We start from the raw sequence: 26381 nt of genomic DNA on the forward strand, positions 1-26381 counted from the left end.
TTTGGGATATTTACGCGCGCCGTGCCACGCTCCTAGCCTTGGAAGACGACAAGGTGAGGATCGCGTGCCCGCATTACCCCAATCCACCGCCCCAGAGACGACCGCCCCCCGCGCCGCGATCAGCGCGCGCGACCTGGTCAAGACGTTCGGACAGGGCGACAACGCCGTCCACGCGCTCAAGAACGTGGACATCGACATCCGCGAAAACGAATTCTTCACCCTCCTCGGCCCGTCCGGCTGCGGCAAGACCACGCTGCTCAGGATGATCGCCGGGTTCGAGCTGCCGACCAGCGGCACGATCCTGCTCGACGGGCAGGACATCACCGCGCTGCCGCCCTACAAGCGGCCAGTCAACACGGTGTTCCAGTCCTACGCCCTCTTTCCGCACATGACGGTGGCCGACAACATCGGCTTCGGGCTCAAGATGCTGGGCCGCCCCGCGTCCGAGATCGGCGACCGTGTCACCCGGATGCTGGACCTCGTGCAGTTGCAGCCGATGGCCAACCGGCGCACCGACCAGCTGTCGGGCGGCCAGCAGCAGCGCGTGGCGCTGGCCCGCGCGCTGGCGCCGGAACCCAAGGTGCTACTGCTGGACGAACCGCTGGCCGCGCTGGACCTCAAGCTCCGCAAGAACATGCAGCTTGAGCTGAAGAGCCTGCAGGCCGAGACCGGGATCACCTTCGTGTTCGTCACCCACGACCAGGAAGAGGCTCTGACCATGTCGGACCGCATCGCGGTGATGCGGTCGGGCGAGATCCTGCAGATCGGCTCGCCCCGCGACATCTACGACCGTCCGACACACCGGTTCGTGGCCGACTTCATCGGCGACATCAACATCCTCGAGGGCCACGTGACCGGCACCGACGGAACCATCGCCCATGTCCGGCTCAAGGACGGGACGGGGATCGATGCCCGGCTGCCCGACGGCGTCCAGACCGACGGGGCGGTCGCGGTTGCCATCCGCCCCGAGGCCGCCCGCATCACCGCGGGCGGAGACGGCGCGGCCCTGACCGGCACGCTCGAGAACATCGTATACTTCGGCGCCGCCAGCTACCTGCACCTGCGGCTCGGCTCGGGCGAGGAATTCGTGCTGCGCCATGCCGGAGCGCTGGACGGGCATGATCTGAGCCCGGGCACGCAGATGGGGATCGCGATCCAGCCCGGCACCGCGCGGGTGCTGGAATGAGCGACGCCGCCCTCTCAGAGGCCCACAGCAAAGCCGCCCGCCGCACCAGCCGGACCCGCGCCGGCCTGCTGGCCCCGGCCCTCCTGATCATCCTCGCGATCTCGATCCTGCCGCTGGCGATCACGGTCGTCTATTCCTTCCTCAAGCCCGGCACCTACGGCGGCGTGATCTGGGAGTTCTCGACCGACGCCTATGTCCAGTTCCTGTTCGAAGAAGACATCTTCGACGGCTCGCTCGCCTTCAACCCGGCCTATCTGTCGATCTTCCTGCGTTCGATCGGGCTGGCCTTCGGGGCGATGATCGGGACGCTGATCCTGGGCTTTCCGACCGCCTACTTCATCGCCACCAAGCCGCGACAGCAGCGGACGCTCTGGCTCTTCCTGATCACCCTTCCGTTCTGGACCAACCTGCTGATCCGGACCTACGCCATGCTGCTGATCATCCGCGACGAGGGCTTCATCAACATCTCGCTGATGCGGCTGCGGCTGATCGACCACCCGCTGTCGATCCTCTACACCGACACCGCCGTCTTCATCGGGCTGATCTATTCCTACCTGCCCTTCATGGTGCTGCCGCTCTACGCCAGCCTGGAAAAGCTCGACTTCCGGCTGGTCGAGGCGGGCTATGACCTCTACGCCAGCCGCTGGAAGGTGCTGCGCCACGTGATCGCGCCGCTGGCAAAACCGGGGATCATCGCGGGCTGCATCCTCGTCTTCATTCCCGGGCTCGGCGCCTACATCACGCCCGAGCTCCTGGGCGGCGGCAAGAGCCTGATGATCGGCAACATGATCGCCATCCAGTTCGGATCGTCGCGCAACTGGCCCTTCGGATCGGCCGCGGCGCTGATCCTGATGATGCTGGTGATCGTCGTCCTTCTTATCTACGCGGCCTCGGCGGGCCGGGGAAGCGGTTGCATGACTGACGTGACGCCCCCGCCCCCCGCTCGCACCCGGCGCCCCAGGGCCCGTGACCTCAAGGCCATGCCCGGCTTCAAGACGATCGCCTGGCTCTGCATCATCGCGCTCTACCTGCCGATCGCGGTCCTGATCATCTTTTCGTTCAACGACAACCGCTCAGTGGTGAGGTGGACCGAATTCTCGTTCCGCTGGTATCAGGAGGCCTTTGCCAACACCGGGATCCGCAACGCGGCATGGATGTCGGTCAAGGTCGCCTTCGTCGCCACCGTCCTGTCGACCATCGCGGCCACCATGGCGGCCATCGCCACGACCCGGACCGCCGCCTTCAAGGGCCAGGGCCTGGCCTACGGCATCATCAACCAGCCGCTGATGATCCCCGAGATCGTGACCGCGATCGCCACCCTGTCGCTCTTTGCGCTGGTCAAGACGGCGACCGGGATCAACGGCATCGGGTTCCTGATGGCGGCACACACCGCCTTCTGCATCCCCTTCGCCTTCATGCCGATCCGCGCCCGGCTCGAGGACATGACGCTGGTCCTGGAACAGGCCGGCGCCGACCTCTACGCCACGCCCTGGCAGAGCTTCCGGCACATCACCCTGCCGCTTTTGGCCCCCGGCATCGTCGCCGGCGCCATGCTGGCCTTCGTGGTCTCGCTCGACGACGTGATCATCACGCTGATGGTCGCGGGCCCCGGCGAGACGACGCTTCCGATTTACATCCTCGGCGCCATCCGCCGCGGTATCACGCCCGAGATCAACGCCGTCTCGACGATCCTCGTCGTGGTCTCGGTGCTCCTGGTCGCCCTGCTCTTCACGGTGCAGCGGCGGATGCAGAAGTGACGGCCCAACAGGAGAGTGAGAAAATGAAACCAACCATCCGCATCGCCGCCACCGCCTCGGCACTGGCGCTCGCCGCCGGGACTGCCTGGGCCGAGGGCGAGCTCAACATCTACAACTGGGGCAACTACACCAACCCCGAGCTGATCGAGAAATTCGAGAAGGAATACGACGTCACCGTCAACCTCGACAGCTACGATTCCAACGAGACCATGCTGGCCAAGGTCCAGGCCGGGAACACCGGCTACGACATCGTGGTGCCCGGCGACTACATGATCAAGGTGATGATCGAACAGGGTCTGCTGGAAGAGGTGAAGCCGAACGAGATGGAGAATTTCGGCAACGTCAATCCTGACTGGGTCGACGTCTGGTGGGACGAGGGTCGCAACTACTCCATCCCCTACCAGTGGGGCACCACTTCGTTCACCGTCGACACCGAGGTCTACGGCGGCGACATCGACACGCTCGCCCTCATGTTCGACGCGCCCGATGAGCTGAAGGGCCGCATCAACATGCTCAACGACATGAACGACGTGATCAACGCGGGCCTGCGCTACCTCGGCTACGGCCGCTGCAACGGCAACGAGGACGAGATGCGCGAGGTCATGGAGCTCCTGCTCAAGGCCAAGGACGACTGGCGGACGATGGACTACTCGACCATCGAAAAGCTGACCTCGGGCGACGTGGACCTCAGCCAGACCTGGAACGGCGCTGCGATGCGCGCCCGGGCCCAGCGTCCGACGCTGAAGTACGCTTATCCCAAGGAAGGCTTCACCGGCTGGATGGACAACGTGGCCGTGCTGAAGGACGCGCCGAACCTCGACAACGCCAAGCTCTTCATCAACTTCATGATGGAGCCGGAAAGCGCGGCGATGACCTCGAACTTCGCGCGCTACGCCAACGGCATCACCGGCTCGGAAGAGTTCATGGATGCCGAGATGCTCGAAGCGCCCGAGATCGTGATGCCCGAAGGCGCGCCGACCCCGGACTTCGTCACGCCCTGCTCGCAGGAAGTCGTGGACCTCTACAACAAGGTCTGGACCCGGCTGAAGCAGTAAATGCCCGCGCGCGGGGGGATGTCCCCCCGCGCCCTTTCCCGACCTCCCCCAAGGACCTGCCATGACGAACGCGACGCTGCCCCCCAAGCCCGCGCCCAAGACGGCCCGTCAGCTCGGCATCATGCAGGGCTTTCCACCGCCGCCCGAGAAACGGCCGACGCTTGAGAACTGGGACCTGGCGCCGTTCAATCGCTGGAGCTTCCAGAACGTGCGCAGCCTGATCCCGACGGTCGACGTCTTTCGCGGTTTCGGCCCGGAAGCACGGCTGGACGAGGCGCCGGAACCGCTGGACGACCTGTCCGTCCCGCTCGACGCCGGGCGCGTCCCGCTCGGCCGCGTGCTGGCCGACACCTACACCGACGGCTTCCTCGTGATGCACCGCGACCGGGTGGTTTTCGAACGCTACTTCAACGGCATGGCTCCGGAAACGCTGCACCTGTCGCAATCGGTGGCAAAATCTGTCGTGGGCCTTCTGGCCGGCGCGGTGCACGGCGACGGACGCCTCGACCTCGACGCGCCCCTGGCCGATGTCGTCCCCGAGATGCGCGGCTGCGGCTATGCCGGCGCCACCCTCGACCAGGTGCTCGACATGCGTTCGGGCGTCCGCTTCACCGAGGATTACAACACCCCGGGCAGCGACATGACCCGGATCGACATCGCCAGCGGCTGGCGCCCGCACGACAGGGGCCAGGCCCCGACGACGATCCGCGACGTCATCCTGACGCTGCCGCAGGTCCGGCCCCACGGCGGGATGTTCGACTATCGCTCGATCGAGACCGACGTCGCCGCATGGGCCGTGGAACGCACCGCCGGCCGCGCCCTCGCCCCGCTGCTGAGCGAACGCATCTGGCAGGCGATCGGCCCCGCCCGCGACGCCTATTTCACGGTCGACACTGCCGGCACCGCCCTGGCCGACGGCGGTTTCAACGCCACCCTGCGCGACTACGCCCGCCTTGGCCGGCTGGTCCGCAACCGCGGCCGCGCGGGCGGCGTCCAGCTGGTGCCCGAACCCTGGATCGACGCCATGCGCCAGGGCGATCCATCCGTCTTTGGCGAGCCGTGGTCGCTGGCCTCGCCCCGCGGGGCCTACCGCCGTTTCTGGTGGATCCGTGACGCCTGCCGGGGTGACATCTGCGCGGTGGGGGTCTTTGGCCAGCTGATCTACGTCGACCCCGAAAGCGACCTGGTGATCGCCAAGCTCTCGACCTGGCCGGACTTCCTGATGGCCGAGCTCACCCGCGACACCTTCCGCGCCATCGACGCCATCCGCGCCGCTCTGACGGACGGGTGACGGGCGGCTCGGGGGCCGCCGCTACAACGATCATCTTCTGGGAAGAAGTGGTGCCCGGGGGCGGAATCGAACCACCGACACGAGGATTTTCAATCCACTGCTCTACCCCTGAGCTACCCGGGCACGGGTGAAGGTCTCGCCTTCGGGTTCACGCCTTCTAGGCGAGGGTTTCGGGAGTGTCCAGAGGGTTTTTCGACCTGATTTCAGTGCAGGCCGGATGACGTGTCGGTATCCCCGCGGGCGAGGTGGCGCTCGGTTTCCTCGAGCGCCTTTTCAAGGTCCTCGGGGTCTTCGGACGGCACCGCGTAGGACCCGTTGAACCAGCGCGCTAGGTCGCGGTCGGCGCAGCGGGCCGAGCAGAACGGGCGGTAGTCGGCGGCGGTCTTCTCGCCGCAGATCGGGCAGGTCATCGCGTCTTGCCTCCCTTCGCGGGCAGCGGCGCGCGGGTGCGCTGGCGCTGCAGTTCGACCAGGCCCAGCTGGGTCCAGCCGGCCAGGATAGTTTCGGCCGGATCGCCCTTGAGCGCGGCGCGGAGCTGGCCCTCGAACTGGCGGCGGTCCTTCTTGGGCATCGGCGCGGGATCGACGATGATCTGTCCGCCGAGACCGCGCAGCCGCAGCTGGCGGGGCAGTTCGCGGGCCGCGGCCAGGTTCGCCTTGAGCCCCGCGGCGGGCGAGGTGTCGCCGCCGGTGTTCACGTCCACCGCGACCAGCGCGCGGGTCGGCTCGATCGTCATGTGGCCGCCGCCGGGCAGTTGCACCTCGGCGCGGTAGAGCGCGGCGATCATCTCCTCGGCCTCGTGCTCCTCGAAGCAGCCGGGCTCCGACACCATCTCGGTCACCGGCCATTCGCGCCAGGCCAGGTCGTGCGGTCCGTCGCCCTCGACCAGCTTTTCGGGCGCGCCGTCGAGGTCGGCCAGAACGTTCACCGCGAGCGTCGCCATGGCGAGGATGTCGTCGGCGACGTCCTCGTCCTCGGCCTCTTCGCAGTTCGACCGCAGGATGAGCCCCGCGGGCGGATCGAGCGCCAGCACCGGATGGCCTTCGAGCACGTCATGCGCGATCGCCAGAAGGGCGTCGCGCCGGTCCTCGTCGCGGATCGCGCGGCTGACGTTCAGCCCGGGTGCACCGGGCGTCACGATGGCATAGCGGCTCTTGAACAGCAGGCGCGTGGTGACCGGGATCGCCTTGCCCGGCTCGGCATGGCCCGAGACCTGGACCAGCAGCGGCTCGCCCGGCTTCAGCCCCTTGACCTGGCGCAGGAAGGCGCTGCCGTCGGGGGTGGTCAGGAACATGCCGCCCTGCCCCTTCACGGGGCGGTCCGCGCGGGCGCGGTAGATCGTGCCCGGGCGCGGCGCGTCGGAATCGATCAGCAGGTCGTCGAGCTGCCCGTCGCGGATCAGCGCGGCCGCCTCGGCGCCCTGCCACTGGTCCAGAAGGATCGTCGTTCCCTTCATGCCGCCCTCCAGATCTCGATGCCGGCCGCCTGCAGGAGGCCCGCGGTTTCGGCCACGGGCAGGCCCACGACCGCAGTATAGCTGCCCTGCAGCCAGGGAATGAAGGCCCCGGCGGGCCCCTGGATGCCGTAGGCGCCGGCCTTGCCCTGCCAGTCGCCGGTGGCGAGGTATCCGTTCACCTCGTCGTCCGAGAGGTGCTTCATCTTCACCTGGGTCACGACATCGCGTTCCCAGAGCCTCTCGCCCCGGCGGACGGCGACGGCGGTGATCACCCGGTGGCGCCGGCCGGACATGGCATAGAGGAACTCGGCCGCTTCGCCCGCGTCGCGCGGCTTGCCCATGATGCGGCGGCCAAGCGCGACGGTGGTGTCGGCACAGAGCACGACCTCGTCGGCCGCGGCCGTGACCGCCAGCGCCTTCTCGCGCGCCATGCGGGCGCAGTAGGGACGCGGCAGCTCGCCCTTGGCGGGCGTCTCGTCGATGTCGGGGGGGCGGATGTCGTCGGGCGCGAGGCCCAGCTGGGCAAGCAGTTCGAGGCGTCTGGGGCTGCCGGAGCCGAGGATGAGTGTCACGCCTTGCCTGTCCCTCGCAGTGAAAAGGGGCCCGACTGAGCGAGCCCCGATCGCGGCTTACTTGAAGCGATAGTTGATCCGACCCTTGGTCAGATCGTAGGGGGTCATTTCGACCTGCACCTTGTCGCCGGCCAGAACCCGGATGCGGTTCTTGCGCATCTTGCCTGCCGTATGTGCGATAATCTCATGGCCGTTCTCGAGCTCGACCCGGAATGTCGCATTGGGCAGGAGTTCCTTCACGACGCCGGGGAATTCGAGAATGTCTTCCTTGGCCATGGGGTCTCCTTGAGTAATGTCCTGCGTGATAGCGCGCAGGTGCGCGTTACATGGTCCCATCAGGGGCGATTTTCAAGCCAATAGTGCGTGAAACGCCGCTTTCGCGGGCGCGATGCGACCCGCGCGCCGCCGCGTCATCACCTGAGGTCGATGCGCTCCACCGGCTCCAGCCCGGTCTCGGCCTCGCTCCAGTGCGCGCGGTTGCGCACGTTTCCGGCCGCGCGGACGGCGCGGATCGTGTCGAGGTCGACATCGGCATAGACCCAGCCCGGCGCGTTGGCCGAGCCCGCGGCGATCACCCCGTCGGCCGGAAAGCCCTTGTCCGGCGGCCCGAAAACCCCGCCTGCGCCATGGCTCGTCTCGAGCAGGTCGAGCTTGGGATAGGGCCCCACGGTCGAGGACATGACCGTCACGCATTGTGCTTCGAGCGCGCGGGCCTGCGCGCCGATCCGCACCCGCCAGTAGCCTTCGGCGGCCTCGGTGGTCGAGGGGATCAGCAGCAGTTCCGCGTCGCGCTGCGCCCGCGCCAGCAGGGGAAACTCGCTGTCGTAGCAGATGTTGATCGCGATGGTGCCGAGCGCGGTGTCGAAGACCTTGAGCGGCCCCTGCCCGCTGACCTTCATCTGGTCCCGCTCCCAGAGCGTCATCACCATCTTGTCCTGGAACACCGTGTCCCCGCCGGGGGTGTGGAAATGCGCGCGGTTGACCACGCGATCGGCCAGCACGACCGAGGCCGAACCGCCGAGGATGTGCACGCCATGCGCCCGGGCCAGGTCGCGGTGCAGCGCATTGGCGTCCTGCATCCGGTCCGACACCGCGCGCATCGCGGCGGGCGTGTCGGCGGCCACCGCCTCGCCCGAGAGCGAGACAAGCTCCATCGCGGCATATTCGGGAAAGACCAGCAGCTCCGCCCCCTGCCCGGCGGCGCGGGCGACCCAGTCGGTCAGCTTGGCTTCAAAGTCCGACCAGGTGTCGAACCAGTCGAGTGGATAGGCGGCGGTGGCGAGTTTCATGGACGCAAACCTAGGCGCGTGGGGCCGGTCGGGCAATGGGGGCGCTGCTTTGCCGTTATTTGCTCTTCTCGTGGCTCGTGCACTGCAACATCGGATGTACCTTCGAAGAACCTCGCAACACAAGGTTACTGAAGCGTTGTTCCCGCGGTTCGAAACCCTGATTTTCTGACTCCTACGCATTTGCGAACAGCTTTGCCCGGCGCCTCCCTCGAGGCGCCGGGTGATCGTATGGGAGAGTTCGAGGCGTCGGGACCAGTATCACTGAGCCGTAGGCATCTCCGGCAGCGGCTGGGTCTTGAGCCGCTCCGCGAGGATGCCGTCGGTCCCTTCAGGGCGGAGATCGTGGCGGCGAATGAGCTTCGCCGCGCTCTCCGGAGCGATGTGCTCGAGGTCGGCGAACAGCTCTGCGGCCCGCTGCTCAGGCATCTGGTCCAGCAGCTGTTCCAGCGCCTTGACCATCGCCGCGCGGATCTTCGCGCGGGTTTCAGCGTCCTTCTCGCCATCCTGACGGGCCGAGGCCTTGAGGGCCTCGATCAGGCGGTCGGTCTTCTTGCTCATGGGGTACTCCTTTGTGAGCGATGGGGTGAGCGTGACTGAGGTCACGGGGAGGAAATGGAAGCGATCGCTTCCGGACGGAAAGAAATCAGTCGCGGTCGGGCGGATGTTCTTCGCCATGGTCAGCTGCCTCATGCCGTCGAAGGGCCATGAGGCTACGCGTAAGGCCCTTCAGCGTGGCCTTCCCAGAGGTCGCGACCTCCCCGGACAAGCGCGATACGAACCCTTGCAGCAGGTCTCGCGCCTTGCCGATCTCGGCGATGTCACGGCGCAGGGCCTGCTCCGCATCCTCACGCGCACGACGTTTCAGGCCGCCGAAGAGGCGGCCGATAAGCGCTGTGGCGCGCGTCCTGCCCTTCGGGGATGCCATCAGACGCTGCATCAGCCGTGCTGGTTCGGGCGCGAGTTTCTCCTCCGGAGTTGTGGCTTCCAGGCGGGGAACATCGCCGCTCTCGTCGAAAGTGAGGGCCCCACTTTCGACCCCTTCGAATGCGGCATCGATGCTATCGATTTCCGCTTCGCGCACGGCCAGAGCCGCATCCCGTGTGTCCAGGCGTCCATCACGCTGATCGAGTGCCTTTTCGCGTTCGTTCAGGTTCGCCTTCCGGGCTTCCAGCTTCAATTCCTGCTCGGCACGCCATTCTGACGTGCGGGCGTGGTAGCGTCGCTTCGGCAGCGGCTGGCCCGCAGCCCGCGCCTGCCGGATCACGGCGGCGCGACGCTCACCGCGCTGCAGGTTCACGACGCTGAACGCGGCCCCTGCGCTGTCCTGCGCCTGCTCGTAGTCCTTGATCAGATCGTGCTTCGACGGCTGCAGCATTTGGCGCACAGCGATCACCTTTGTCTCGCCGGTCTTCTTGTTGGTGCGGGTCATCTCGACCCGCTCGATCGGCAGCAGAACGGCGTGAACATGGAACGCCGTCTCGTCGCGATCGACGCGCGCGTGGATGATGTCGCCCTTGAACTCCTTGCGCAGCCAGTTTTCGGCACAAGCCTGGAATTCGGCCTCGCGGTTTTCGCCGAAGAATTCGGCCACCTCGTCCTCGAAGTAGGCGCGATTGGCCGTCAAGATGATCTCCCGAAGGGGCCCGTGGCGCGTCGCTCGCCACGGGTCCTTCGGCCCTTCAGCAAGGCGCCGCTCGGCATCCTTCTTGCGTTTTCGTTTTCGCAACGCAGTAACCTCGTCGAGAAAGTTCTGCAGGCGGATCTCCTGGATCTTGTCCTGCGCATCGGCGGCCCAGGTTTCCTTGCCGATGAATGACCTATTCAGGTGGCTACGAGTCTTGTCGATGTGGCTGATATCACCGCCCTTGCGCAGGCGGTGTGCTTCGTATCCGGCGAGATCCTTCGGAAACATTCCCCGCATGCGAAGCACCACGCGGAACTTCTCGTTTTGCTGATGTGAAGGGGCCATCTGCCGATCTCCTGCTGCTCGATGAGCAGGAGATCGGTCGATGTGGGGAGGCTCGGAAACTGTGGGGGAATAGGGGCTCAGGCCGTCGAAGCGCGCCAGGATGAGGAGGAGCGGTATGGCGGGGGAAGTTGGGCTGTGGAAAAGGCTCGGCGATATCACAGAGAAGCAAGAACGCGGCGCCATACTGATGAGGCCAGCAGGGCCCTGAGGTCCCGACAGCGTAGCATTCGTGGTCACAGATTGGTCTGGATACGGTGGATTCCCGACATCTGCAGTGCCCCCTCACCCACGGCGGCTCTGCGCAGGAAACTGACACACCTGAGCCCGTCCAGGAACGTCAGCTACGCGCAGGAAGCGGACGCGCTTGAGCGCGCCCAGGAACGTCAGCAATGCGCAGGGAACAGACATGCCGATGCAATGCGACAGACGGCAGGTAAGCGCAGTAAGTGGACACGCCTAATCCCGCTCCCATATGTCGGCAGCGCGCAGCAAGCAGCCTCGCCCGGGCCTGCCCTCGAATGTCCGCTACGCGCAGGAAGCGGACATGCTACCGGACACCGTTTTGGTCTCCATGGTTGCCGCTTGCGGCCCGTAAAAGAGATTCGGCACGAGCTTGCGATGCTGCGGTGTGGCCCGTCGAACCAGCCGTTCGTTGCGGGCGCAACATCAAGCCGCCAGCGAACCCGGCGCGGTTCAGGTTGATCCATTCGAACGCATCGAAGTGGATCGCGTCGTCTGAGCTATGACCTTCGTCGGTCCAGAAGAAGCCTCGTGCTATACCTGACCGATAGTTACCTGGCGGTGAATGGCGGCTCCGTCCGCACCTTTCTCGGCTTTGACGCCTTCTGGCTGAACTTCCAACTAACGTCTTCTCTTACCAGTGCTCATGCAGCACAACGTTGCCTCTCGGCTGACAGATAGCACGGCTTTGAAAGAACCCGGAGGCGATTGGATTTGTTCAGTTTTCCGCCCGGGTGTGCGCGCAAAAGTAGGAGGGCAAAACGTGACAGTTTAGGCGCTTTTCGATCGCATCAATGTATGTCTACAGACCTCATATGAAGCACGGGGCCGATCATCGCGGCCCCGTGCTTCAAAATTTGTTGGCGCTGTAAGTCGCTCGTACCTTCAGTGAGATTACTTCATCTCAACACTATGATCTTTGTCGCGGCTTTCACGCCACTCTCTAGCACGTTCGAAGTCGGCTTGCGACGCTTTCGATGTTTGCTCGTAGTCCTTGAGGGTCTGCGCAAATGAACTTGAGAAATCGAACTGCGGGGCCTGTTCTCGATTCTGCATGGTCTCTCCCTGTCAAGATATTGTGGACAGTGTTGCACACGTACACTAGCGTGTCACGCGGTCATTGGGGGGTGAGTGTATGGAGAAAGTAGTCGACGCGGAACTGGTAGTCGGTCTTGTGGGACGTTTGGGCGCTGACATGCCGACGGTCATAAAGCGCATTCAAGACACGCTGCACAGTCTTCATTACAAGCACTACCACATCAAGTTGACGGACTTTGTGAAGGACCCCAAGTTTCGCTTCGAACTGGTCGAAGCACCGGTCGAAAAACGATACGAAACATACATCAGCGCATGCAACGACGTGCGAAATCTCACCGGCCGCGACGACTTTTTCGTGTCGTATGCAGTCGAAAGAATTCGAGCCGTCAGGCGCGAGAAAAACACGGATGGCAACGCGGCGCTACCATTGAGGCGGACCGCATATATTATTGATCAGATCAAACGCCCTGAGGAGGTCGCGGCACTTCGCTCCATTTACGGACAGCAATTCATTCTAATTTCATGCCATTCGCCAAGGGATTTTATCAAGCAAACTTTGGCTCAAAAAATTGCGGATGGGCATTCTGACAGCCCAAAATCGGACAAATGGCAGGCAGCAGCTATGGAGCTCGTAGCTAGAGATGGCGACGAATTTTCAGTGCCCCACGGCCAGCGTGTCAGTGACGTATTCCCGCTAGCCGATGTAGTGGTTGATACCTCCGATGGCGACCAGCTTGAGAAGCTTTTGAAGCGCTTTTTCTTTGCTCTGTTTGGAAACTTTGTGATTTCGCCGACAAAAGGCGAGTTTTTCCTGAACTTGGCCTATCAAACATCGCTGACTTCTTGCGATACTGCTCGGCAAGTCGGGGCTACAATTTCAAGAGATGGTGATGTAATTTCGACTGGCTACAACGAAGCTCCGAAATCTCAGGGTGGGACGTATTGGCCTGAAGACGGTGAGGATGGTCGCGACATTGTATTGGGAAAAGACCCAAATACTATTCGTAAACGCCAAATGTTGATTGAGGTTGTCCAGAGGTTGGCAAGGGCCGGTGAACTGAAGCGAAATTTTGATGATGACGTCGCTATCGCCGAAGCCTTCATTGACGCAAAGGACTCACCGCTCGAGAAAGCTCAAATCTTGGATACTCTCGAATATGGGCGGGCAGTCCATGCGGAGATGGCGGCGATTTCCACCGCTGCGCGATTGGGGCTTGGCTTGGCGGGTTCAAGTCTATATTGCACGACCTTCCCGTGCCACAATTGTTCAAAGCACATTGTAGCGACCGGCGTCAGGGAGGTGTCTTATCTAGAGCCGTACGCAAAAAGCTTTGCCGATGACCTTTATCCCGACTCGATATCGATTGACCAAAAGAAACCCGACAAGGACAAGGTGGTTTTTAAGCAGTTTGTTGGCATTACCCCACAGCGCTACAAAGCCCTGTTTTCAAAGTCGAAGCTAAAAGATAAGGCGGGGCACGTGAAGACTTGGAATGCAGAGTCTGCGCAGCCAATTATCGAAAAGCTTGACCAAGGTCATACCTCACGAGAAGTGCTGTTTCAAAAGACCATCGCAAATTCGGTTGCTGACGACGGACGTCATCTTTTGAACGGTCGCGACCAAAAGGAGATGGCTTAGTTAGTCTTCTTAGACATATCTGAGCGTTTTCTCAGAATGAACTATACCAACCGCAACGCTGAGCGACGTACAGTCGGGTTCGCAATGTCATGTTCTCAAGTCGCGAATGTTGCCAGTGCTTGTTTGGCCTGCCTGCCCAGACCAAAGGCCTGCGTGACACGAGTACACCATCTAAGTCATACAAAAAATGTGAATCGAGTACCGGAATAGAACCGGTGTTCACGGACTCCCCAAGTGTCGCGAGCCGCGCTACGCTGACCTTGATGCATCGTGCAGCATCGTCGCAATTATCCAAAGTGCCGGTGAATGGCCGCGTGCACCTCCTTGGCACGGGCCTCTCGCGGTTGCGGCGGATAGCCGAACCCGCCTTCGGTGTCAGAGCTCTGTCGCACTCCGCGCTTAACACAAGTGTCGTGAACGGGCTGGCTGCGGACCTCCGCTTCTCTTAGCCCCAGGGTCCGCTATGCGGACATCCCGTCCGGGCACTCTGCCTTCACCAAGGGCGAAAGGCCGGCTCATTGCTGCCTTTCGACGGCCTCCACGCCAACGTCCGCTTCGCGACCCAACTCGGTGTTTCAAGACTTCAAGCGCGCTGCCCGGAAGCTGCAGTTCGATACCGCTAGAAGCCGTGGCTAGATCAGCTAGGAACTCGACCCAGTAGGAAGAAAGAACGGCGACTTCGCCAGTGCTTTGACGGGGTAAAGTAGGATGAGAATATTGTGAGTTGTATCAAAGGCCTCAGCTACGCATTCGTGTGAGACGCCGTTCTTGTCTGTAATCGAAAGCGTCGTCGGCCGGGTCATCTTACGGCCAATTGGTAACATGGGTCCGAGCGGGTGATCGAGTGTGATTGCTGTCGCGTGTGGCTGCCCGAACTGCGACACGTAGCTTTTGGATACCTCGATGCGACGAACCCTAGCCTGCGCTCCGGCTCCCTCGACATATTCAATCGGCTCAAGCACAAAGACCACGCAGGCTCTCGAATTGGTGCGCACAAACTCACGCGCTGAGGCATAAATCGAGGCACCGAATTTCTTGGCTAATTTGATCGGTGTTTTGATCTCGAACGGGTGATCCGCGGCGCACTCCATAAATGCATCACCCTTGAACAGGGCAAACCGAGCAAAGTTGTTGGCTTCCCGCTCGAATTGATCCGCGATGTCGGGCGCGAGGGTCTTTTCGCAGTCCTGAAACAAGCGAAAGACTTTCTTGTGCGTCGGAATGTCGTGATGTCCGGTTTCGTGCAGCTTCAGGAATGTCTGTTTCGATTCAACGACCGTTTCATCGATGTGGATCAAATTGTCGTCGGCATCATAGATGCCAAAAATCTTCGATACTGCGGACTTGATATTTGTTGCGGCATCGCCGGCCTTCCCATTGATGTAGGCGAGAATACTCGCTGGGTTGAAGGCGCCGTACTTGGCAACGGTCACGTCAGCGGCCGCCAATAGATCATCGATGGGAACGGGGTACCGGTCCCAGGCATCTGCGCGGTCAAGCAAATGCGCAGCGCGTCGTTCAATCGCGATCAAATCGTGCGGGTCAAGGCGACTATCATCTGGTTTCACGAGTTCTTTTCTCTTCGTCGGATAAATTCCAAGTACTGCATCAGTTCGCGTTCTTCTGCTGGCGTCAAATTATGCTCCGCAAACGTTGCCACGCGACCGTGCCGGGACTCCTTCGCACGCTTAGAGGCAGACGTAATATACCCTGCCTTCTCCATCAGCGCCTCGAACGCGATTCCATATAAGTCGGCGAGCGCGTTCAGAATATTTGGTGAGGGTTGCTGAATCTTGCCAGTCTCAATCTGACTCAAATAGGCATTCGAGACCTGTTTATGGGTCTTTTCTTCGACAGCGCGCAGGCTCAACTTCCGGTCGTTGCGGATCGAGGCGAGGTATTCTCCGAGCGTGACGTTATCTGAAATCTGAGTATCTCCATGGCGTTCTCCAGTGCGGGACATGGCAGCAACCTCCCTTAAGCTGTTGTTCTACAGCCAATTTTACGCCCGCACGCTTGATCTGTCAAGCGCGCTAATCAGTGCTTGATATACCAAGCGCGCTATGCTAAGACGGTGTTGTTCTTGGGATTGGCCCGAGACGCGCCCCGAAGGAGGGGGAGTGATATGACCAAAGACTATGAGAACGACGGGCGTGACCCGGGCACGGAAGCTGTGCTCGACGACATCATCGACCTGGAAGAGTATGCCAAGCGCGGGGAGCGTCTGCCGTTGGCCAAGGGGTACCGCATCAAGATCAACGGCACCGTCTACGTGGTGCACGACCCGAAGCCGACCGGCCGCGAGGTTTTGACGCTTGCCGGCTTGCTCCCGGTCGAGAACTACACGCTGCGCGTCAAGGCAGCGGGATCGAAGCCGGAAAAAGTTGGCCTCGACGACAAGGTCGACCTCCGCCAGCCCGGTGTCGAAAAGTTCAAAGCGCTGCCGCGCGACCAGACGGAGGGCTAAGCGATGAAGCTCCGGCGCGACTTTGACCTGCTGCCCGAGGATGCACGTTTCCTCGATGACTATGGTCTTCCGTGGGAGACGGTGATTGATGGATCGCAATGGGTGCTGATCCATCAGTTTCCGTCCCAGCACGAAGGCTACAACCACCCTACGGTGACCATCGCGATCCGGCTGGAGACGGGCTACCCCAACACAGAGCTCAACATGGTCTATGTCCACCCGGCACTTGCGCGGAAGGATCGGCGTCCCATCGGGGCGACCCAAGCAAAGCAGACGATTTCCGGGACGGTCTACCAGCGCTGGTCGCGGCATCGGACGGCCCAGAACCCCTGGAACCCCACTCAAGACGGTATCGGCTCTCACATCTTTCTGATCGAGGACTGGTTTGTGCGGGAGTTTGAAAAATGCCCGCAGACATAAACCTTGCCCTGACGGGGGATCAGCACGCGCATCTAACTGCCTTTCTCTTTCCCGGCGACGGCAAGGAAGCAGTCGCGCTTCTGTTATGCGGCCGTCGTGATGGGGAAAGGCGCCACCGTCTGGTGGTGCGTGAGATACACGAGATTCCCTATGGTCATTGCACAAGACGGACCACCAACCTCGTCACATGGTCGCCCGACTATATTGACGGCATTCTGGAGCGGGCCGCCGCGGAGCGCTTGTCCGTGATCAAGGTCCACAGCCACCCCAGCGGCTATGCGGCGTTCTCGGAAACCGATGATGTCAGTGATCGCCAGTTGCTGCCGATGATCCGGGGATGGGTGGAGGCGGATGTTCTCCACGGTAGCGCCGTGATGTTGCCCGACGGACAGATGTTCGGCCGGGTCTATGACGGCACCGGCTTTCAGCAGATCGCGTGTATCAGCGTTGCGGGTGACGACCTGCACTTCTGGTACCCGAGAGCCGGGCAAGGTTCGGTACCGAGCTTCGCCGCCTCGCACGCGCAGGCGTTCGACGAGGGGACCATCGAGCGCTTGCAGCGCCTCTCTGTCGCGGTGATCGGGGCATCCGGAACGGGTAGCCCGACGGTCGAACAACTCGTCCGCCTAGGCGTCAGTGAGATCGTCAACGTCGATCACGACGTGATGGAAGAGCGCAACGTCAACCGCATCTTGAACTCGACTATGGAAGATGCCGCGCAGGCGCGAGCCAAAGTCGATGTCATCGCCGATGCCATCAATAGGACCGGCCTCGGTACGCGCGTCATTGTTATGAGGAAAAATCTCTGGGCCCCAGAGGTCGTCCGCGCCGTCGCGCAGTGCGATGTCGTGTTCGGCTGTATGGACAGCATCGACGGCCGCTATCTGCTGAACGCGATTTCTGCTTTTTACAACATTCCGTACTTCGACATCGGAATCCGGCTCGTGGCCGATGGCCAGGGCGGCATCACTGAGGTGTGTGGCACGGTCAATTATCTCAGGCCGGGACGGTCCAGTCTGATGAGCCGGGGGCTGTTCTCGATGCAGGACGTGGCCGCAGCAGGGCTCGCCCGGAATGATCCGGAGGCACATGCGCGGCAGGTCAAGGACGGCTATATCCGCGGGAGTATCGGCAGCCGCCCGGCCGTGATCAGCGTCAACATGTTCGGCGCGTCACTCGCCGTGAACGAATTCCTGGCCCGACTTCACCCATTTCGGGAGGAGGTCAATGCCGAGCACGCAGCGGTAATGTTCAGCCTCGCCAGCATGGAACTCATCAGTGACCCAGAGGAGGGCATCTGTCCGCTCCTTATTCGCTCGGGCGGGCGGGGGGATCAGGTGCCGCTGCTCGGGCTCATGGAACTCGCAGAAAGGCGGCAGGATTGAACCGGCTCATCAATTTTTTCCTTCTTGTTTGGAGAGCGATCCTCTCCTGGTTCGACCCGCCCTATCGGACGGTCGTCGCTGAAGACATACTCCCGCCCACGCTGAAAAAGCGCACGCTCTACATCGTCGAAGAGGACGGGTTCGAAGAGCAGGCGGCGATGCTATGTCCGTGCGGCTGTGGACGCGTCCTACATATGAACCTGCTACAGGATGAACGGCCCTGCTGGCGGGTCACGCGTCACAAAGACGGATTGGTCTCCCTTCACCCATCGGTCTGGAGGAAGAAGGACTGCGGCTCTCACTTCTGGTTCAAAAGAGGCCGAGTCAAATGGTGTCGCCGATCCCAAGAGAAAAGCCTCGACTCGTCTCAGTCGAGCATTGGGACCTGATAGCACCGCTTCCACAGTGGTCGTCGCCAACTCCTGACAATCCTTTTTCGGCTCCGAAGCGGCCGTTCGTTGACCCTGCAGCGAAGATCGGCTTCCCGCCCTTCGGGCCGGAGCCTTTCGTCACACTGCGTCTCGCACGTATGTCGTAAAGGGGCTGGCTGCAGACCTTCGCTTCGCCTGGCACCGAGGACCGCCATGCGGGACAAGCCTGCCGTTTAGCGCACGGCAGGTCTCCGTGACGGACGGAAACGATGGATTGAGTTCACCGTGAGACGGTACAGCTCACCTCGACTAGCTCGTGGCCGCACATCCCGCCCGGCATTGCGAAAAGGCGTTTCTGTAGAGCTTTACCGAGATCAGCGCAAAGACCGGCAGCAGTTTCTTGGAGGCCAATTGGTCCACCAGCTTGTGCGCAGCTCACATAGGTCGAATTGGACGGGCAGGCACTGGGATTATCCCCCCTGCAAATCAAAAAAACTGTTTCCAATTCGGTGGTTGGCATTGCTCTTGGCGGGTTGAGATAAATGTAGGCCGTCCACACCGCTGCCAGAAGCGCAGCCAACCCTCCTGTTATGATCCCCAGAGCACCTCGGTTTTGCTCATCCCTGAACCATGCAAAGAATCGCCTCAAGTGTTTCCTCCAAAGAAATTCTTGAGCCAACTTACCACGCAAGATTGCAGTGCACATCTGCTGACGCGCGCGTCAAAAACGGTGGTTCTTGTCGCGCGCATGGCTCCACGCCGCATCAAAGCCCGAGCTCGGACAAAACCCGGGGGCAAAACGTCTATGGTCTTGGAACGTTTTTGCCTCACCTGTGGGAGCGGCCGTCCGCTGCAACCTGTCCGAAACGGAAGTCGGGCTCGCAGCAGACCTTCGCCGCTCCCTGTACGGATGACCGTTTCGGGCTGGCAGCTGCCGCTAGCCGCGGTTCCCATGAAGGTCGAGTGCCGGCCGTAACCGACTGTCAGCTTGCGCTCATGGTATCCTGCTCCCGTACCGAAGGGGACGATACGCGGCACTGCGATCATGCTCATCTCCCGCACCGCTGCGCGAGCCGGGGTGCGGAGGACATTACTCACTAATCAGCTCGCACTCCGACGATAAATCGTCTGCGTTCGAGCTGTCGTTCGCCGGGGGCTACCGCCCCCGGACCCCGGCGACGCTGACGCGCCGCGCGAGAGACGCTCCGCCCTCCCGCACCCGCCAGGGGCCTTCAGCCGGACCGAGGGTCATCGTTCCGCACTCCCCCTCTGGACACCCCCTGCTCGCAGGGGCGTCGTTCGCCACTCCCCCTGCACTCCCTGGCAGCCTCCCGCTGGGCCAAAGAGGCGCGCCGCCCTCTCTGGACTTTCCCGGGCATGGACCACTCGCCGTCCGTCCCTGCACCCTTTCCGGCGTCTCCGACGGCTCGAGGCATCGTTCTGCACGGCCCCGAGACCCCACTGCGCCCGGGGACGTCGCTCCGCGCGCCTCCCCGAACCCCTCCTGCGTGCCATGCGCCCGAAGATTGGCCGAACGGGGAAAGCGGGTCCGAGACTGACCTTGTTCCGGGCTGCGCGCTCGTTGTGACGCGCAGCCCGGAACAAGGTCAGCCTCTCAGGAGGGACAAGGTGCTGCGGGTCTCAACTTAACCATCCAGGAGACGATCCATGTTTCACCCGCTCAAGGCCTTCGACGGCTTCCCCCTCTGGCAAGCCGAGCTCCGTCGTGGAGACATCGTGCTCTTCCGGTTTCCGGTGGCCGAAGCTCCCGATGACAGCGACGAGGCGGCCATGCCGAAGCTGCGCCCCTGCCTCGTTCTCGACGTGCATGAACGTCTGGGTCGCCGCACCGCTACAATCGCCTATGGCACCTCTGCTCGGACGCGTGCGAACCGAGGCTACAACATCATCGCTGCAACCAAGTCGGGCATGGAAACGGCCGGCCTCGATCGGCCGACACGTTTCGTCGGCATTCGACGGATTACGGTCGGGCTCGATCACAGCGGCTTCGAGCCTGCAGAAGGCACGGCATCGCCGATCATCGGGTTCCTGGATGACGACCTCCGCGAGCGCATGAACGCCGTCCGCGCCCGTATCCAGGCGGAAGCGGACATCGCCCGGGAGATGCGCCGGGAACGCCGGGAAGAGCAGCGCCGCTGGCAGCAAGAAGAGCGCGATTTCCTCGAGCGGAACCGCGCCCTTCACGCCGCCAGCCAGAAAAACAAAGGACATGCACATGACTGACCTGCTGCCGATCACCTACGACAACATCGACGCCCTGGCCGCTTCGGCCTTCGCGAAATCCCGCGATGTCGCAACCGCCATCCAGGAGGACGTACTCCACAATCTCAAACCTCTCGAACGGTCTGGCCCGGAACGGCTTCTCGGACGCATCGAGCGTCGACGCATTTTCGACGAAGAGACTCTCGTCGAGATCGACGTGCTGACCGATCGCATCGCGCGGCTGGTGCAGGAGGGGACGACAACCGTCGAGTATGTCGATACCGACGAATGCAACGTCACACCGGCATACTGGACAGCGCAGCGCCGCACGCGGGAGGCAGATGAACTCGGTCGCGCGCTGATGTTCCTCTATGACCTGCACGAGACGCTTCTTGCCGTGCATGACCTGATGCACGCCGAGCGTGCGATCGAAGCGATGCGCATGGCTTCATAATTCGGAACACGCGGGCCCAGAACACCCGCGTCAGGACGCGCCGGCGACTCCTGCTGCTGCCCGGCCGGCGCGTCCGCTTTTCTTCTCGAAATTACAGTGGGGTAAGCTGTGCCTCTCGGAAACCTGGGCCGAAAAGCCGGGCCAGCGTTTCCGTGTGGACCGCAATCATCCCCCTTCCTGTCTGAGCCCCGTTGCTCATCCCGCAACCTCGGAAGGAGAACTCTCATGACCACCGAGACCCGTCGCCTCGTCGCAGCCAACGACGTTCCCGGAGGCACGACCGACGCGCAGATGGCGTTCAAGTCGCTTGCGGTCCTGCTTGCCCGGGCCGAACTTCGCGCGCAATCCCGCGCGGCTGCGAACACGGACCGTGCTCCGCGCAAGGAGGTGCAACAGTGATCCGTCCCGTTGCACGCGGCCGCCGGGCCGCCATCTATGCGCGCTACAGCTCCACCCAGCAGGAAGACACCTCGATCGAGGACCAGCTCCGGATGTCGCGCGACCACTGCGAACGCCAGGGATACGAACTGGTTGAGGTCTACACGGACCACGCCATGACCGGACGGAACAAGGACCGCCCGGGCTTCCTGAAGCTTCTGGCAGACGCCGAAGCCGGGGCCTTCGACACAATCGTGATCGAGGCAGTGGATCGGCTCAGCCGCAACCTCACCCATACGCTGGAAGCCTGGGACCTGTTCAAGTTCCAGGGCATCCAGCTCTATTCCGTCACCGAGGGCCCGCAGAGCTTCGTGACTGTCCTGTTGCAGGGCTACGGCGCGCAGATGTTCTCCGAGATGATCGGCGTGCACACCAAGCGCGGCATGCAGGGCGCGCTGTCCCGCAACCGGACGCATTCCTCGGCCTATGGCTACGACATCGTGGAAGATGCGGCACCGGGCGAACCGAACCGCCGGATCAACCCGGACGAGGCTGTGGTCATACGCCGAATTTTCGAGGACACCGCCGAGGGTCTGTCTGCCGTGACCATCGCCCGGGCGCTGAACGCCGAGGGCGTGCCCGCGCCGAAAGGAGGGACCTGGGATTCATCAACCATCCGTGGCCATGCAGCTCGAGGTTATGGCATCCTGCACAATACGCTCTATCTCGGGCGCGCGGTGACCTGTGCCACGACGCGGCACTACCACCCGAAGACCGGCGTGAAGCGCACCGAGGTGACCCCGCTGGAAAAGCGTGAACAGGAGATCCCCGGTCTGCGGATCATCTCCGACGACCTCTGGGCGCGGAGCCGGGCGCAGATTACTCGTGCTGCGCGGCGTGTGTCCGACAAGCCCGGCGGTGCGAACCCCGAGGCCGCGCGTCGCAATCGATACCTGCTGTCGGGACTGATGGTCTGCGGGTGCTGTGGTGCGAACTACGTCAAGGTCAGCGCCACCAGCTTCCGCTGCAACGAATCCCGCAAGCATGCCTGCGAGAACCGGGTCAGCATCTCGCAAAGGCGCATCGAGAGGCGCGTCTTCGGCCGCATCCGCGATGCCTTCCGTTCGCCGGAGATGCTTGAGGCCTTCTCGGCTGCTCTCGAAACGGAGCGCCGCAAGATCGAGGCATCGGACCCGCGTCGGGACATCGTCAGGCTGCAGCAGCGGCTCGGCAAGGCGGAGAGCGCCCGAAAGGCCATTCTCGACGCCATCGAGGACGGAGCGCCCTTCGCGCTCTACAGGTCACGCTCGGAAGAAGTAGAAGCCGAGATCGCCGACCTGGAGCAGGCGCTGCACAAACTCCGCGCGAAGGCAGAGACTGCGGCCGCCGTGATGCCGGACCCGGCCGTTCTCTTCGAGAGCGCCATCGAACGGATGGAGCAGCTGCTCGGGGATCCTGATCTCGTCGACCAGGCGAACCAGTTTCTGCGTCAGATCATCCAGCGCATCGTTCTGGTCCCCGATGCTCAGGCCAAGCATGGTCTCGTGGTCAAGCTGGAAACCGACTTCGCCGCGCTCCTCGCGCCGGAACTCGAGAGCATCGCGCCCGCACATCTCGTGTGCTGAAACCCTTGCGGCATTGGCCCAGCGGGATCAGGATGCACTTCCCGACCGGTCGCCGGAGAAAACTGCAAATAACGGCAAAGCAGGGGGCGCTGCCCCCGCCGCGCTGACGCGCAACTCCCCGGAGTTTTCCCGGCAAGATGAAGCAGCGGGCGACGTCAGAGATCACGCATCCAGAACTGGAGCGCGTGGTCCGACTGATCTTCTGCCCCGATGTCCTTCCAGCGGAACCGGGCGACGACGCCCGGCAGCGGGGCATAGCCGCGCTTGCGCCAGAACGGGTCGAGCGGGGCGTAGGTGGCGGGGCGCGCCGGGTGGTCGTCGGGGCGGATCACGGCACAGAAGGCCGCGTGGCGGCGGCCGAGCCGCCGGGCATGGGCCTCGCGCGCGTCGAAGAAGGCGTGGCCGATCCCCTGCCCCCGGTACTCCGGCAGCAGCACCAACTCGGCACAGTAGAAGATGTCCGCGAACCGTTCGGGCCTGTCGGCAAAGGGGGCGGCGAAATCCTCGGCATGGTCCTCCATCGCGGAGCCGGTCGCGGCGCCGACGATGCGGGTGCCGTCGAAGGCCGCGACGAGGATCGCGCTCTCGGCCCGGTAGGCCGCGAGATAGCCGCGCTCGTAGTCGAGATCGCCGTCGTAGAGATAGGGAAAGGCGCGAAAGACCTCGATCCGCAGCCGCGCGACATCGTCGAGCGCGGCCTCGAGCGCCGCGCCCGCCAGGACCCGGACCTCGGTCACCGGACCTGCGCCATCCAGTCGGCGAGGTTGTAGTAGGTCGTCACCCGCGCGATCAGCCCGTCCTTCAGCGTGAAGAACGACCCGGCCGGCAGGCGGTAGCTCTGGCCCCGCGCCTCGGGCAGGCCCGCGTCGGTTTCGAGGTAGGTGCCGTTGACCATGAACTCGGCCGCCGCGCGGGTCCCGCCCTCGGCGTCGAAAAGGACCATCTCGGTCAGCGTCTCGTCGTAGCAGCGGGCCATGTGGGCGCAGAATTCGGCGAACGCCGCCTTGCCGATGCGCACCTGGCCCTCGTTCACATGGTGGGCCACGTCGTCGGACAGGCAGGCCAGCATTGCCTCGGTGTCCTTGGCGTTGAACGCGTCGAAGTAGCGGCGGATCGTGTCGGTCATTTCCCCTCCGGCCGGCCCCAGCGGGAGACGAGATGCGTGACGATCTGGTCCCGGCTCTGCCGGTAGGCGTTGAGTTTCGTCTCCCGCGTCTCGCCGATCCCCGTCGGATCCATGATCGGCCAGTAGTCCACGGTCAGGTGATAGTATTTCGTCAGGTCGAGCGCCCGGTGCTGCGATCCGGGCGACAGCGCCACGATCAGATCGAAGGAGCCGAGCGTGTCGCCCAGTTTCTCCATCTCGTCGAAGCTGCGCGAGCGGTGGCGCGACAGCTCGACCCCCATCTCCTGGCACACCGCGATGGCGAACCCGTCGATCTCGAGGTCGTTCGACACGCCGGCGGACTGCACGTAGGTGCCGGTCCCGTAGAAATGCTTCATGATCCCTTCCGCCATCGGCGAGCGGACCGCGTTGTGGTCGCAGCAGAACAGCACCGATTGCGGAAGGGGTTGCACGCTTCAGCCCCCGAAGTGCAGCACGCAGATCAGGGTGAACAGGCGCCGCGCGGTGTCGCTGTCGACCACGGCCTTGCCTTCGAGCCGCTCCATCAGGATGTTCGCGCCCTCGTTGTGGATGCCGCGCCGGGCCATGTCGATCGTCTCGATCTGGTGCGTCGGCAGGGTCTTCACCGCGTCGAAGTAGCTCTTGCAGATGGCGAAGTAGTCCTTCACCACCTGCCGGAACGGCCCGAGCGACAGGTGGAACTCGGCCGCCGGATCCCCGGATTCCGTGCGGATGTCGAAGACGAGCCGCCGGTCGCGGATCGACAGGCCCACCTGGTAGGGACCATCCGGCACGAGCCGGTCGTCCCGCTTGGGCAGGCTGAAGGAATTCTCTTCCATCAGGTCGAACATCGCGACGCGGCGCTCCTGTTCGATCTCGGGGGTGGGCGGCGGCAGGTTCGCGTCGTCCAGTTCTATATGAGAAATGTGGGACATTTCCGACCTCTCCAGCAGGCGTTGAGCCTCCCTTTCGCCCGACAATCTATGCTGCGTCGCAGCAAATTGCCACGAGAACCCTGCGGAACAGTGAATTCGTCTGGCGACTATTCACTCTTCGTTGAGCTTGTTCAAGCGGGCACGAACCGAAAGTCCATGCGCCTCAAGGCTTTCCGACTGCGCCAGCGTCTCGGCCGCCGGACCGATGGCGGCCAGCGCCTGCGGGGTCATCCGCGCCAGCGTGGTCCGTTTCAGGAAATCCATCACCGACAGCCCCGAGGAAAAGCGCGCCGAACGCGCCGTCGGCAGCACGTGGTTGGGCCCGCCGACGTAATCGCCGATCGCCTCGGGCGTCCACTGGCCGAGGAAGATCGCCCCGGCATGCACGCAGTCCGCCGCCAGCGCCTCGGGGTCGGCCACGCAGAGCTCGAGGTGCTCGGGCGCGATCCGGTTCGAAAGCCGCGCCGCCTCGCCCAGGTCGCGCACCACGATCACCGCGCCGTAGTCGCGCCAGGAGGCCCCGGCGATAGCCCGGCGCTCCAGCGTTTCCAGCCGCGCCTCGACCGCCTGTGCCACCGCCCGGCCAAAGCCCGCGTCGGTGGTGATCAGCAGCGACTGCGCGCTTTCGTCGTGTTCCGCCTGGCTCATCAGGTCGAGGGCGATGAAATCGGGATCGTTGTCACCGTCGGCGATCACCAGGATCTCGGACGGGCCGGCGATCATGTCGATCCCCACCTTGCCGAACACCCGCCGCTTGGCCGCCGCGACAAAGGCGTTGCCCGGCCCGGTGATCTTGTCGACCGGCGCGATGCTCTCGGTGCCGTAGGCCAACGCGGCCACCGCCTGCGCGCCGCCGACGCGGTAAATCTCGTCTACCCCCGCGATCTGCGCGGCCAGCATGACCAGCGGGTTCACCACGCCATCCGGCGTCGGCACGGCCACGGCCAGCCGCCCCACCCCGGCCACCTTGGCCGGGATCGCGTTCATCAGCACCGACGAGGGATAGGAGGCCAGCCCCCCGGCACGTAAAGCCCGGCCGCCGACACCGGCGTCCAGCGCCAGCCCAGCGTCGCGCCCTCGGGGTCGGTCCACTGGGCGTCTTCGGGCAGTTGGCGGACGTGGTAGGCACGGATGCGCTCCGCCGCCTGCTCCAGCGCCGTGCGCTCGGCGGCGGGCACGGCGGCGACATGGGCCGCGACCTCCTCGGCCGAGATGCGCAGGGTGTCCGGCGTCAGCGCCAGCCGGTCGAACTTCGCGGTCAGCTCGATCACCGCGGCGTCGCCCCGGGTGCGCACGTCCTCGATGATCGCGGCGACGGTGGCGTCCACGTCGGGACTGTCCTCGCGCTTGGCCGCCAGCAGCGCGGTGAACCGGGCCTCGAAATCGGCGTCTTCGGTCGTCAGGAACTGGGGCATCTCGCACTCCTCGGAACTCCGGCTTCCCTTAGCGGGCGGCGCGGATGCCCTCAACCCCGGCCACGCCCGCGCGGTCACATCCCGCCGGAT

General features: G+C 63.5%; 26 protein-coding genes, 1 tRNA gene and 1 pseudogene. 13 read left to right on the forward strand and 15 right to left on the reverse strand.

Translation table 11 applies throughout. The annotated features are described in order from the left end of the window. Positions 1-64: 64 nt before the first annotated feature. The 4 genes from ACE2AC_RS07265 to ACE2AC_RS07280 all read left to right on the forward strand — a co-directional run bounded on the left by ACE2AC_RS07265 (position 65) and on the right by ACE2AC_RS07280 (position 5289). Positions 65-1186: an ABC transporter ATP-binding protein gene (locus ACE2AC_RS07265; protein WP_375691434.1), complete on the forward strand. Its 1122-nt coding sequence runs from the start codon at positions 65-67 to the stop codon at positions 1184-1186. Beyond that, the gene (locus tag ACE2AC_RS07270; RefSeq protein ID WP_375691435.1) at positions 1183-2943 is read left to right on the forward strand and encodes an ABC transporter permease subunit; all 1761 of its coding nucleotides are present in this window, start codon (positions 1183-1185) and stop codon (positions 2941-2943) included. Before ACE2AC_RS07265 ends, ACE2AC_RS07270 begins: the two co-directional genes overlap by 4 nt. 23 nt (positions 2944-2966) lie before the next feature. Continuing rightward, on the forward strand, positions 2967-3998 hold the full coding sequence (locus tag ACE2AC_RS07275) for an extracellular solute-binding protein (RefSeq protein ID WP_375691436.1): 1032 nt from the start codon (positions 2967-2969) through the stop codon (positions 3996-3998). Positions 3999-4059: 61 nt separating this feature from the next. Next, the gene (locus ACE2AC_RS07280) at positions 4060-5289 is read left to right on the forward strand and encodes a serine hydrolase domain-containing protein (RefSeq protein ID WP_375691438.1); all 1230 of its coding nucleotides are present in this window, start codon (positions 4060-4062) and stop codon (positions 5287-5289) included. A gap of 48 nt (positions 5290-5337) precedes the next feature. Here ACE2AC_RS07280 and ACE2AC_RS07285 read toward each other — a convergent pair. The 8 genes from ACE2AC_RS07285 to ACE2AC_RS07320 form a co-directional block, all read right to left on the reverse strand. Then, a tRNA-Phe gene (locus ACE2AC_RS07285) sits at positions 5338-5412 on the reverse strand. A gap of 80 nt (positions 5413-5492) precedes the next feature. After that, positions 5493-5699 (reverse strand): DNA gyrase inhibitor YacG, encoded by a 207-nt coding sequence (locus ACE2AC_RS07290; RefSeq protein WP_375691439.1) that lies wholly within the window; start codon positions 5697-5699, stop codon positions 5493-5495. Beyond that, entirely contained in the window at positions 5696-6745 is a 1050-nt protein-coding gene (locus ACE2AC_RS07295; protein ID WP_375691440.1) for a ribonuclease E/G, read from the reverse strand. The genes ACE2AC_RS07290 and ACE2AC_RS07295 overlap by 4 nt, the downstream gene beginning before the upstream one ends. Next, positions 6742-7317 carry a Maf family protein gene (locus tag ACE2AC_RS07300; protein ID WP_375691441.1) on the reverse strand — a complete coding sequence of 192 codons (576 nt, stop codon included), beginning with the start codon at positions 7315-7317 and terminating at the stop codon, positions 6742-6744. Before ACE2AC_RS07300 ends, ACE2AC_RS07295 begins: the two co-directional genes overlap by 4 nt. 57 nt (positions 7318-7374) lie before the next feature. Next, positions 7375-7593 (reverse strand): translation initiation factor IF-1, encoded by a 219-nt coding sequence (infA, locus tag ACE2AC_RS07305; protein ID WP_010137880.1) that lies wholly within the window; start codon positions 7591-7593, stop codon positions 7375-7377. A gap of 137 nt (positions 7594-7730) precedes the next feature. Then, positions 7731-8606, reverse strand: coding sequence for a carbon-nitrogen hydrolase family protein (locus ACE2AC_RS07310; protein ID WP_375691442.1), 876 nt, complete (start codon positions 8604-8606; stop codon positions 7731-7733). A 258-nt stretch (positions 8607-8864) separates the two neighbouring features. After that, positions 8865-9164, reverse strand: a complete 300-nt coding sequence (locus tag ACE2AC_RS07315) for a hypothetical protein (RefSeq protein ID WP_375691443.1) — start codon at positions 9162-9164, stop codon at positions 8865-8867. Positions 9165-9249: 85 nt separating this feature from the next. Then, complete coding sequence (locus ACE2AC_RS07320) at positions 9250-10575, reverse strand: plasmid recombination protein (RefSeq protein ID WP_375691444.1); 1326 nt, start codon at positions 10573-10575, stop codon at positions 9250-9252. A 1375-nt stretch (positions 10576-11950) separates the two neighbouring features. Here ACE2AC_RS07320 and ACE2AC_RS07325 point away from each other — a divergent pair. After that, positions 11951-13492 carry an anti-phage dCTP deaminase gene (locus ACE2AC_RS07325; RefSeq protein WP_375691445.1) on the forward strand — a complete coding sequence of 514 codons (1542 nt, stop codon included), beginning with the start codon at positions 11951-11953 and terminating at the stop codon, positions 13490-13492. Positions 13493-14133: 641 nt separating this feature from the next. Here ACE2AC_RS07325 and ACE2AC_RS07330 read toward each other — a convergent pair. After that, positions 14134-15060, reverse strand: coding sequence for an ImmA/IrrE family metallo-endopeptidase (locus tag ACE2AC_RS07330; protein WP_375691446.1), 927 nt, complete (start codon positions 15058-15060; stop codon positions 14134-14136). Further along, positions 15057-15455 carry a helix-turn-helix domain-containing protein gene (locus ACE2AC_RS07335; protein WP_375691447.1) on the reverse strand — a complete coding sequence of 133 codons (399 nt, stop codon included), beginning with the start codon at positions 15453-15455 and terminating at the stop codon, positions 15057-15059. Before ACE2AC_RS07335 ends, ACE2AC_RS07330 begins: the two co-directional genes overlap by 4 nt. A gap of 162 nt (positions 15456-15617) precedes the next feature. Here ACE2AC_RS07335 and ACE2AC_RS07340 point away from each other — a divergent pair, with 162 nt between their 5' ends. The 8 genes from ACE2AC_RS07340 to ACE2AC_RS07375 all read left to right on the forward strand — a co-directional run bounded on the left by ACE2AC_RS07340 (position 15618) and on the right by ACE2AC_RS07375 (position 22815). Further along, positions 15618-15959 (forward strand): multiubiquitin domain-containing protein, encoded by a 342-nt coding sequence (locus tag ACE2AC_RS07340; protein ID WP_375691448.1) that lies wholly within the window; start codon positions 15618-15620, stop codon positions 15957-15959. A 3-nt stretch (positions 15960-15962) separates the two neighbouring features. After that, complete coding sequence (locus tag ACE2AC_RS07345) at positions 15963-16379, forward strand: E2/UBC family protein (protein WP_375691449.1); 417 nt, start codon at positions 15963-15965, stop codon at positions 16377-16379. Continuing rightward, on the forward strand, positions 16364-17764 hold the full coding sequence (locus ACE2AC_RS07350; RefSeq protein ID WP_375691450.1) for a ThiF family adenylyltransferase: 1401 nt from the start codon (positions 16364-16366) through the stop codon (positions 17762-17764). Before ACE2AC_RS07345 ends, ACE2AC_RS07350 begins: the two co-directional genes overlap by 16 nt. A 194-nt stretch (positions 17765-17958) precedes the next feature. Next, the gene (locus ACE2AC_RS07355; RefSeq protein ID WP_375692081.1) at positions 17959-18153 is read left to right on the forward strand and encodes a DUF6527 family protein; all 195 of its coding nucleotides are present in this window, start codon (positions 17959-17961) and stop codon (positions 18151-18153) included. A 1650-nt stretch (positions 18154-19803) separates the two neighbouring features. Then, on the forward strand, positions 19804-20379 hold the full coding sequence (locus ACE2AC_RS07360; protein WP_375691451.1) for a hypothetical protein: 576 nt from the start codon (positions 19804-19806) through the stop codon (positions 20377-20379). Further along, positions 20372-20812 (forward strand): hypothetical protein, encoded by a 441-nt coding sequence (locus tag ACE2AC_RS07365; protein ID WP_375691452.1) that lies wholly within the window; start codon positions 20372-20374, stop codon positions 20810-20812. Before ACE2AC_RS07360 ends, ACE2AC_RS07365 begins: the two co-directional genes overlap by 8 nt. Before the next feature lie 225 nt (positions 20813-21037). After that, the gene (locus ACE2AC_RS07370) at positions 21038-21211 is read left to right on the forward strand and encodes a hypothetical protein (protein ID WP_375691453.1); all 174 of its coding nucleotides are present in this window, start codon (positions 21038-21040) and stop codon (positions 21209-21211) included. After that, a complete protein-coding gene (locus ACE2AC_RS07375) occupies positions 21208-22815 on the forward strand; it encodes a recombinase family protein (RefSeq protein ID WP_375691454.1) in 1608 nt (535 codons plus the stop codon). The genes ACE2AC_RS07370 and ACE2AC_RS07375 overlap by 4 nt, the downstream gene beginning before the upstream one ends. A gap of 155 nt (positions 22816-22970) precedes the next feature. Here ACE2AC_RS07375 and ACE2AC_RS07380 read toward each other — a convergent pair whose 3' ends face one another. The 5 genes and pseudogenes from ACE2AC_RS07380 to hisD form a co-directional block, all read right to left on the reverse strand. Further along, positions 22971-23552, reverse strand: a complete 582-nt coding sequence (locus ACE2AC_RS07380) for a GNAT family N-acetyltransferase (RefSeq protein WP_375691455.1) — start codon at positions 23550-23552, stop codon at positions 22971-22973. Next, positions 23549-23941, reverse strand: a complete 393-nt coding sequence (locus ACE2AC_RS07385; RefSeq protein WP_375691456.1) for a ketosteroid isomerase-related protein — start codon at positions 23939-23941, stop codon at positions 23549-23551. The genes ACE2AC_RS07380 and ACE2AC_RS07385 overlap by 4 nt, the downstream gene beginning before the upstream one ends. Continuing rightward, the gene (locus ACE2AC_RS07390; RefSeq protein WP_375691457.1) at positions 23938-24393 is read right to left on the reverse strand and encodes a low molecular weight phosphatase family protein; all 456 of its coding nucleotides are present in this window, start codon (positions 24391-24393) and stop codon (positions 23938-23940) included. Before ACE2AC_RS07390 ends, ACE2AC_RS07385 begins: the two co-directional genes overlap by 4 nt. A 3-nt stretch (positions 24394-24396) precedes the next feature. Further along, positions 24397-24876, reverse strand: coding sequence for a UPF0262 family protein (locus tag ACE2AC_RS07395; RefSeq protein ID WP_375691458.1), 480 nt, complete (start codon positions 24874-24876; stop codon positions 24397-24399). Between the two features lie 111 nt (positions 24877-24987). After that, positions 24988-26291 (reverse strand): annotated as a pseudogene (hisD, locus tag ACE2AC_RS07400) (histidinol dehydrogenase). Positions 26292-26381 lie beyond the last annotated feature (90 nt).

Origin of the sequence: Pseudooceanicola sp. LIPI14-2-Ac024 (assembly GCF_042188925.1) — a bacterium.
Classification (GTDB): domain Bacteria; phylum Pseudomonadota; class Alphaproteobacteria; order Rhodobacterales; family Rhodobacteraceae; genus Pseudooceanicola.

Bases quoted from the DNA above. Each gene is read 5' to 3' on its own strand.
- ACE2AC_RS07270 (WP_375691435.1), top strand. From the start codon at position 1,183: ATGAGCGACGCCGCCCTCTCAGAGGCCCACAGCAAAGCCGCCCGCCGC.
- ACE2AC_RS07275 (WP_375691436.1), top strand. From the start codon at position 2,967: ATGAAACCAACCATCCGCATCGCCGCCACCGCCTCGGCACTGGCGCTC.
- ACE2AC_RS07280 (WP_375691438.1), top strand. From the start codon at position 4,060: ATGACGAACGCGACGCTGCCCCCCAAGCCCGCGCCCAAGACGGCCCGT.
- ACE2AC_RS07290 (WP_375691439.1), bottom strand. From the start codon at position 5,699: ATGACCTGCCCGATCTGCGGCGAGAAGACCGCCGCCGACTACCGCCCG.
- ACE2AC_RS07295 (WP_375691440.1), bottom strand. From the start codon at position 6,745: ATGAAGGGAACGACGATCCTTCTGGACCAGTGGCAGGGCGCCGAGGCG.
- infA (WP_010137880.1), bottom strand. From the start codon at position 7,593: ATGGCCAAGGAAGACATTCTCGAATTCCCCGGCGTCGTGAAGGAACTC.
- ACE2AC_RS07310 (WP_375691442.1), bottom strand. From the start codon at position 8,606: ATGAAACTCGCCACCGCCGCCTATCCACTCGACTGGTTCGACACCTGG.
- ACE2AC_RS07315 (WP_375691443.1), bottom strand. From the start codon at position 9,164: ATGAGCAAGAAGACCGACCGCCTGATCGAGGCCCTCAAGGCCTCGGCC.
- ACE2AC_RS07320 (WP_375691444.1), bottom strand. From the start codon at position 10,575: ATGGCCCCTTCACATCAGCAAAACGAGAAGTTCCGCGTGGTGCTTCGC.
- ACE2AC_RS07325 (WP_375691445.1), top strand. From the start codon at position 11,951: ATGGAGAAAGTAGTCGACGCGGAACTGGTAGTCGGTCTTGTGGGACGT.
- ACE2AC_RS07335 (WP_375691447.1), bottom strand. From the start codon at position 15,455: ATGTCCCGCACTGGAGAACGCCATGGAGATACTCAGATTTCAGATAAC.
- ACE2AC_RS07340 (WP_375691448.1), top strand. From the start codon at position 15,618: ATGACCAAAGACTATGAGAACGACGGGCGTGACCCGGGCACGGAAGCT.
- ACE2AC_RS07345 (WP_375691449.1), top strand. From the start codon at position 15,963: ATGAAGCTCCGGCGCGACTTTGACCTGCTGCCCGAGGATGCACGTTTC.
- ACE2AC_RS07350 (WP_375691450.1), top strand. From the start codon at position 16,364: ATGCCCGCAGACATAAACCTTGCCCTGACGGGGGATCAGCACGCGCAT.
- ACE2AC_RS07355 (WP_375692081.1), top strand. From the start codon at position 17,959: ATGAACCTGCTACAGGATGAACGGCCCTGCTGGCGGGTCACGCGTCAC.
- ACE2AC_RS07360 (WP_375691451.1), top strand. From the start codon at position 19,804: ATGTTTCACCCGCTCAAGGCCTTCGACGGCTTCCCCCTCTGGCAAGCC.
- ACE2AC_RS07365 (WP_375691452.1), top strand. From the start codon at position 20,372: ATGACTGACCTGCTGCCGATCACCTACGACAACATCGACGCCCTGGCC.
- ACE2AC_RS07370 (WP_375691453.1), top strand. From the start codon at position 21,038: ATGACCACCGAGACCCGTCGCCTCGTCGCAGCCAACGACGTTCCCGGA.
- ACE2AC_RS07385 (WP_375691456.1), bottom strand. From the start codon at position 23,941: ATGACCGACACGATCCGCCGCTACTTCGACGCGTTCAACGCCAAGGAC.
- ACE2AC_RS07395 (WP_375691458.1), bottom strand. From the start codon at position 24,876: ATGTCCCACATTTCTCATATAGAACTGGACGACGCGAACCTGCCGCCG.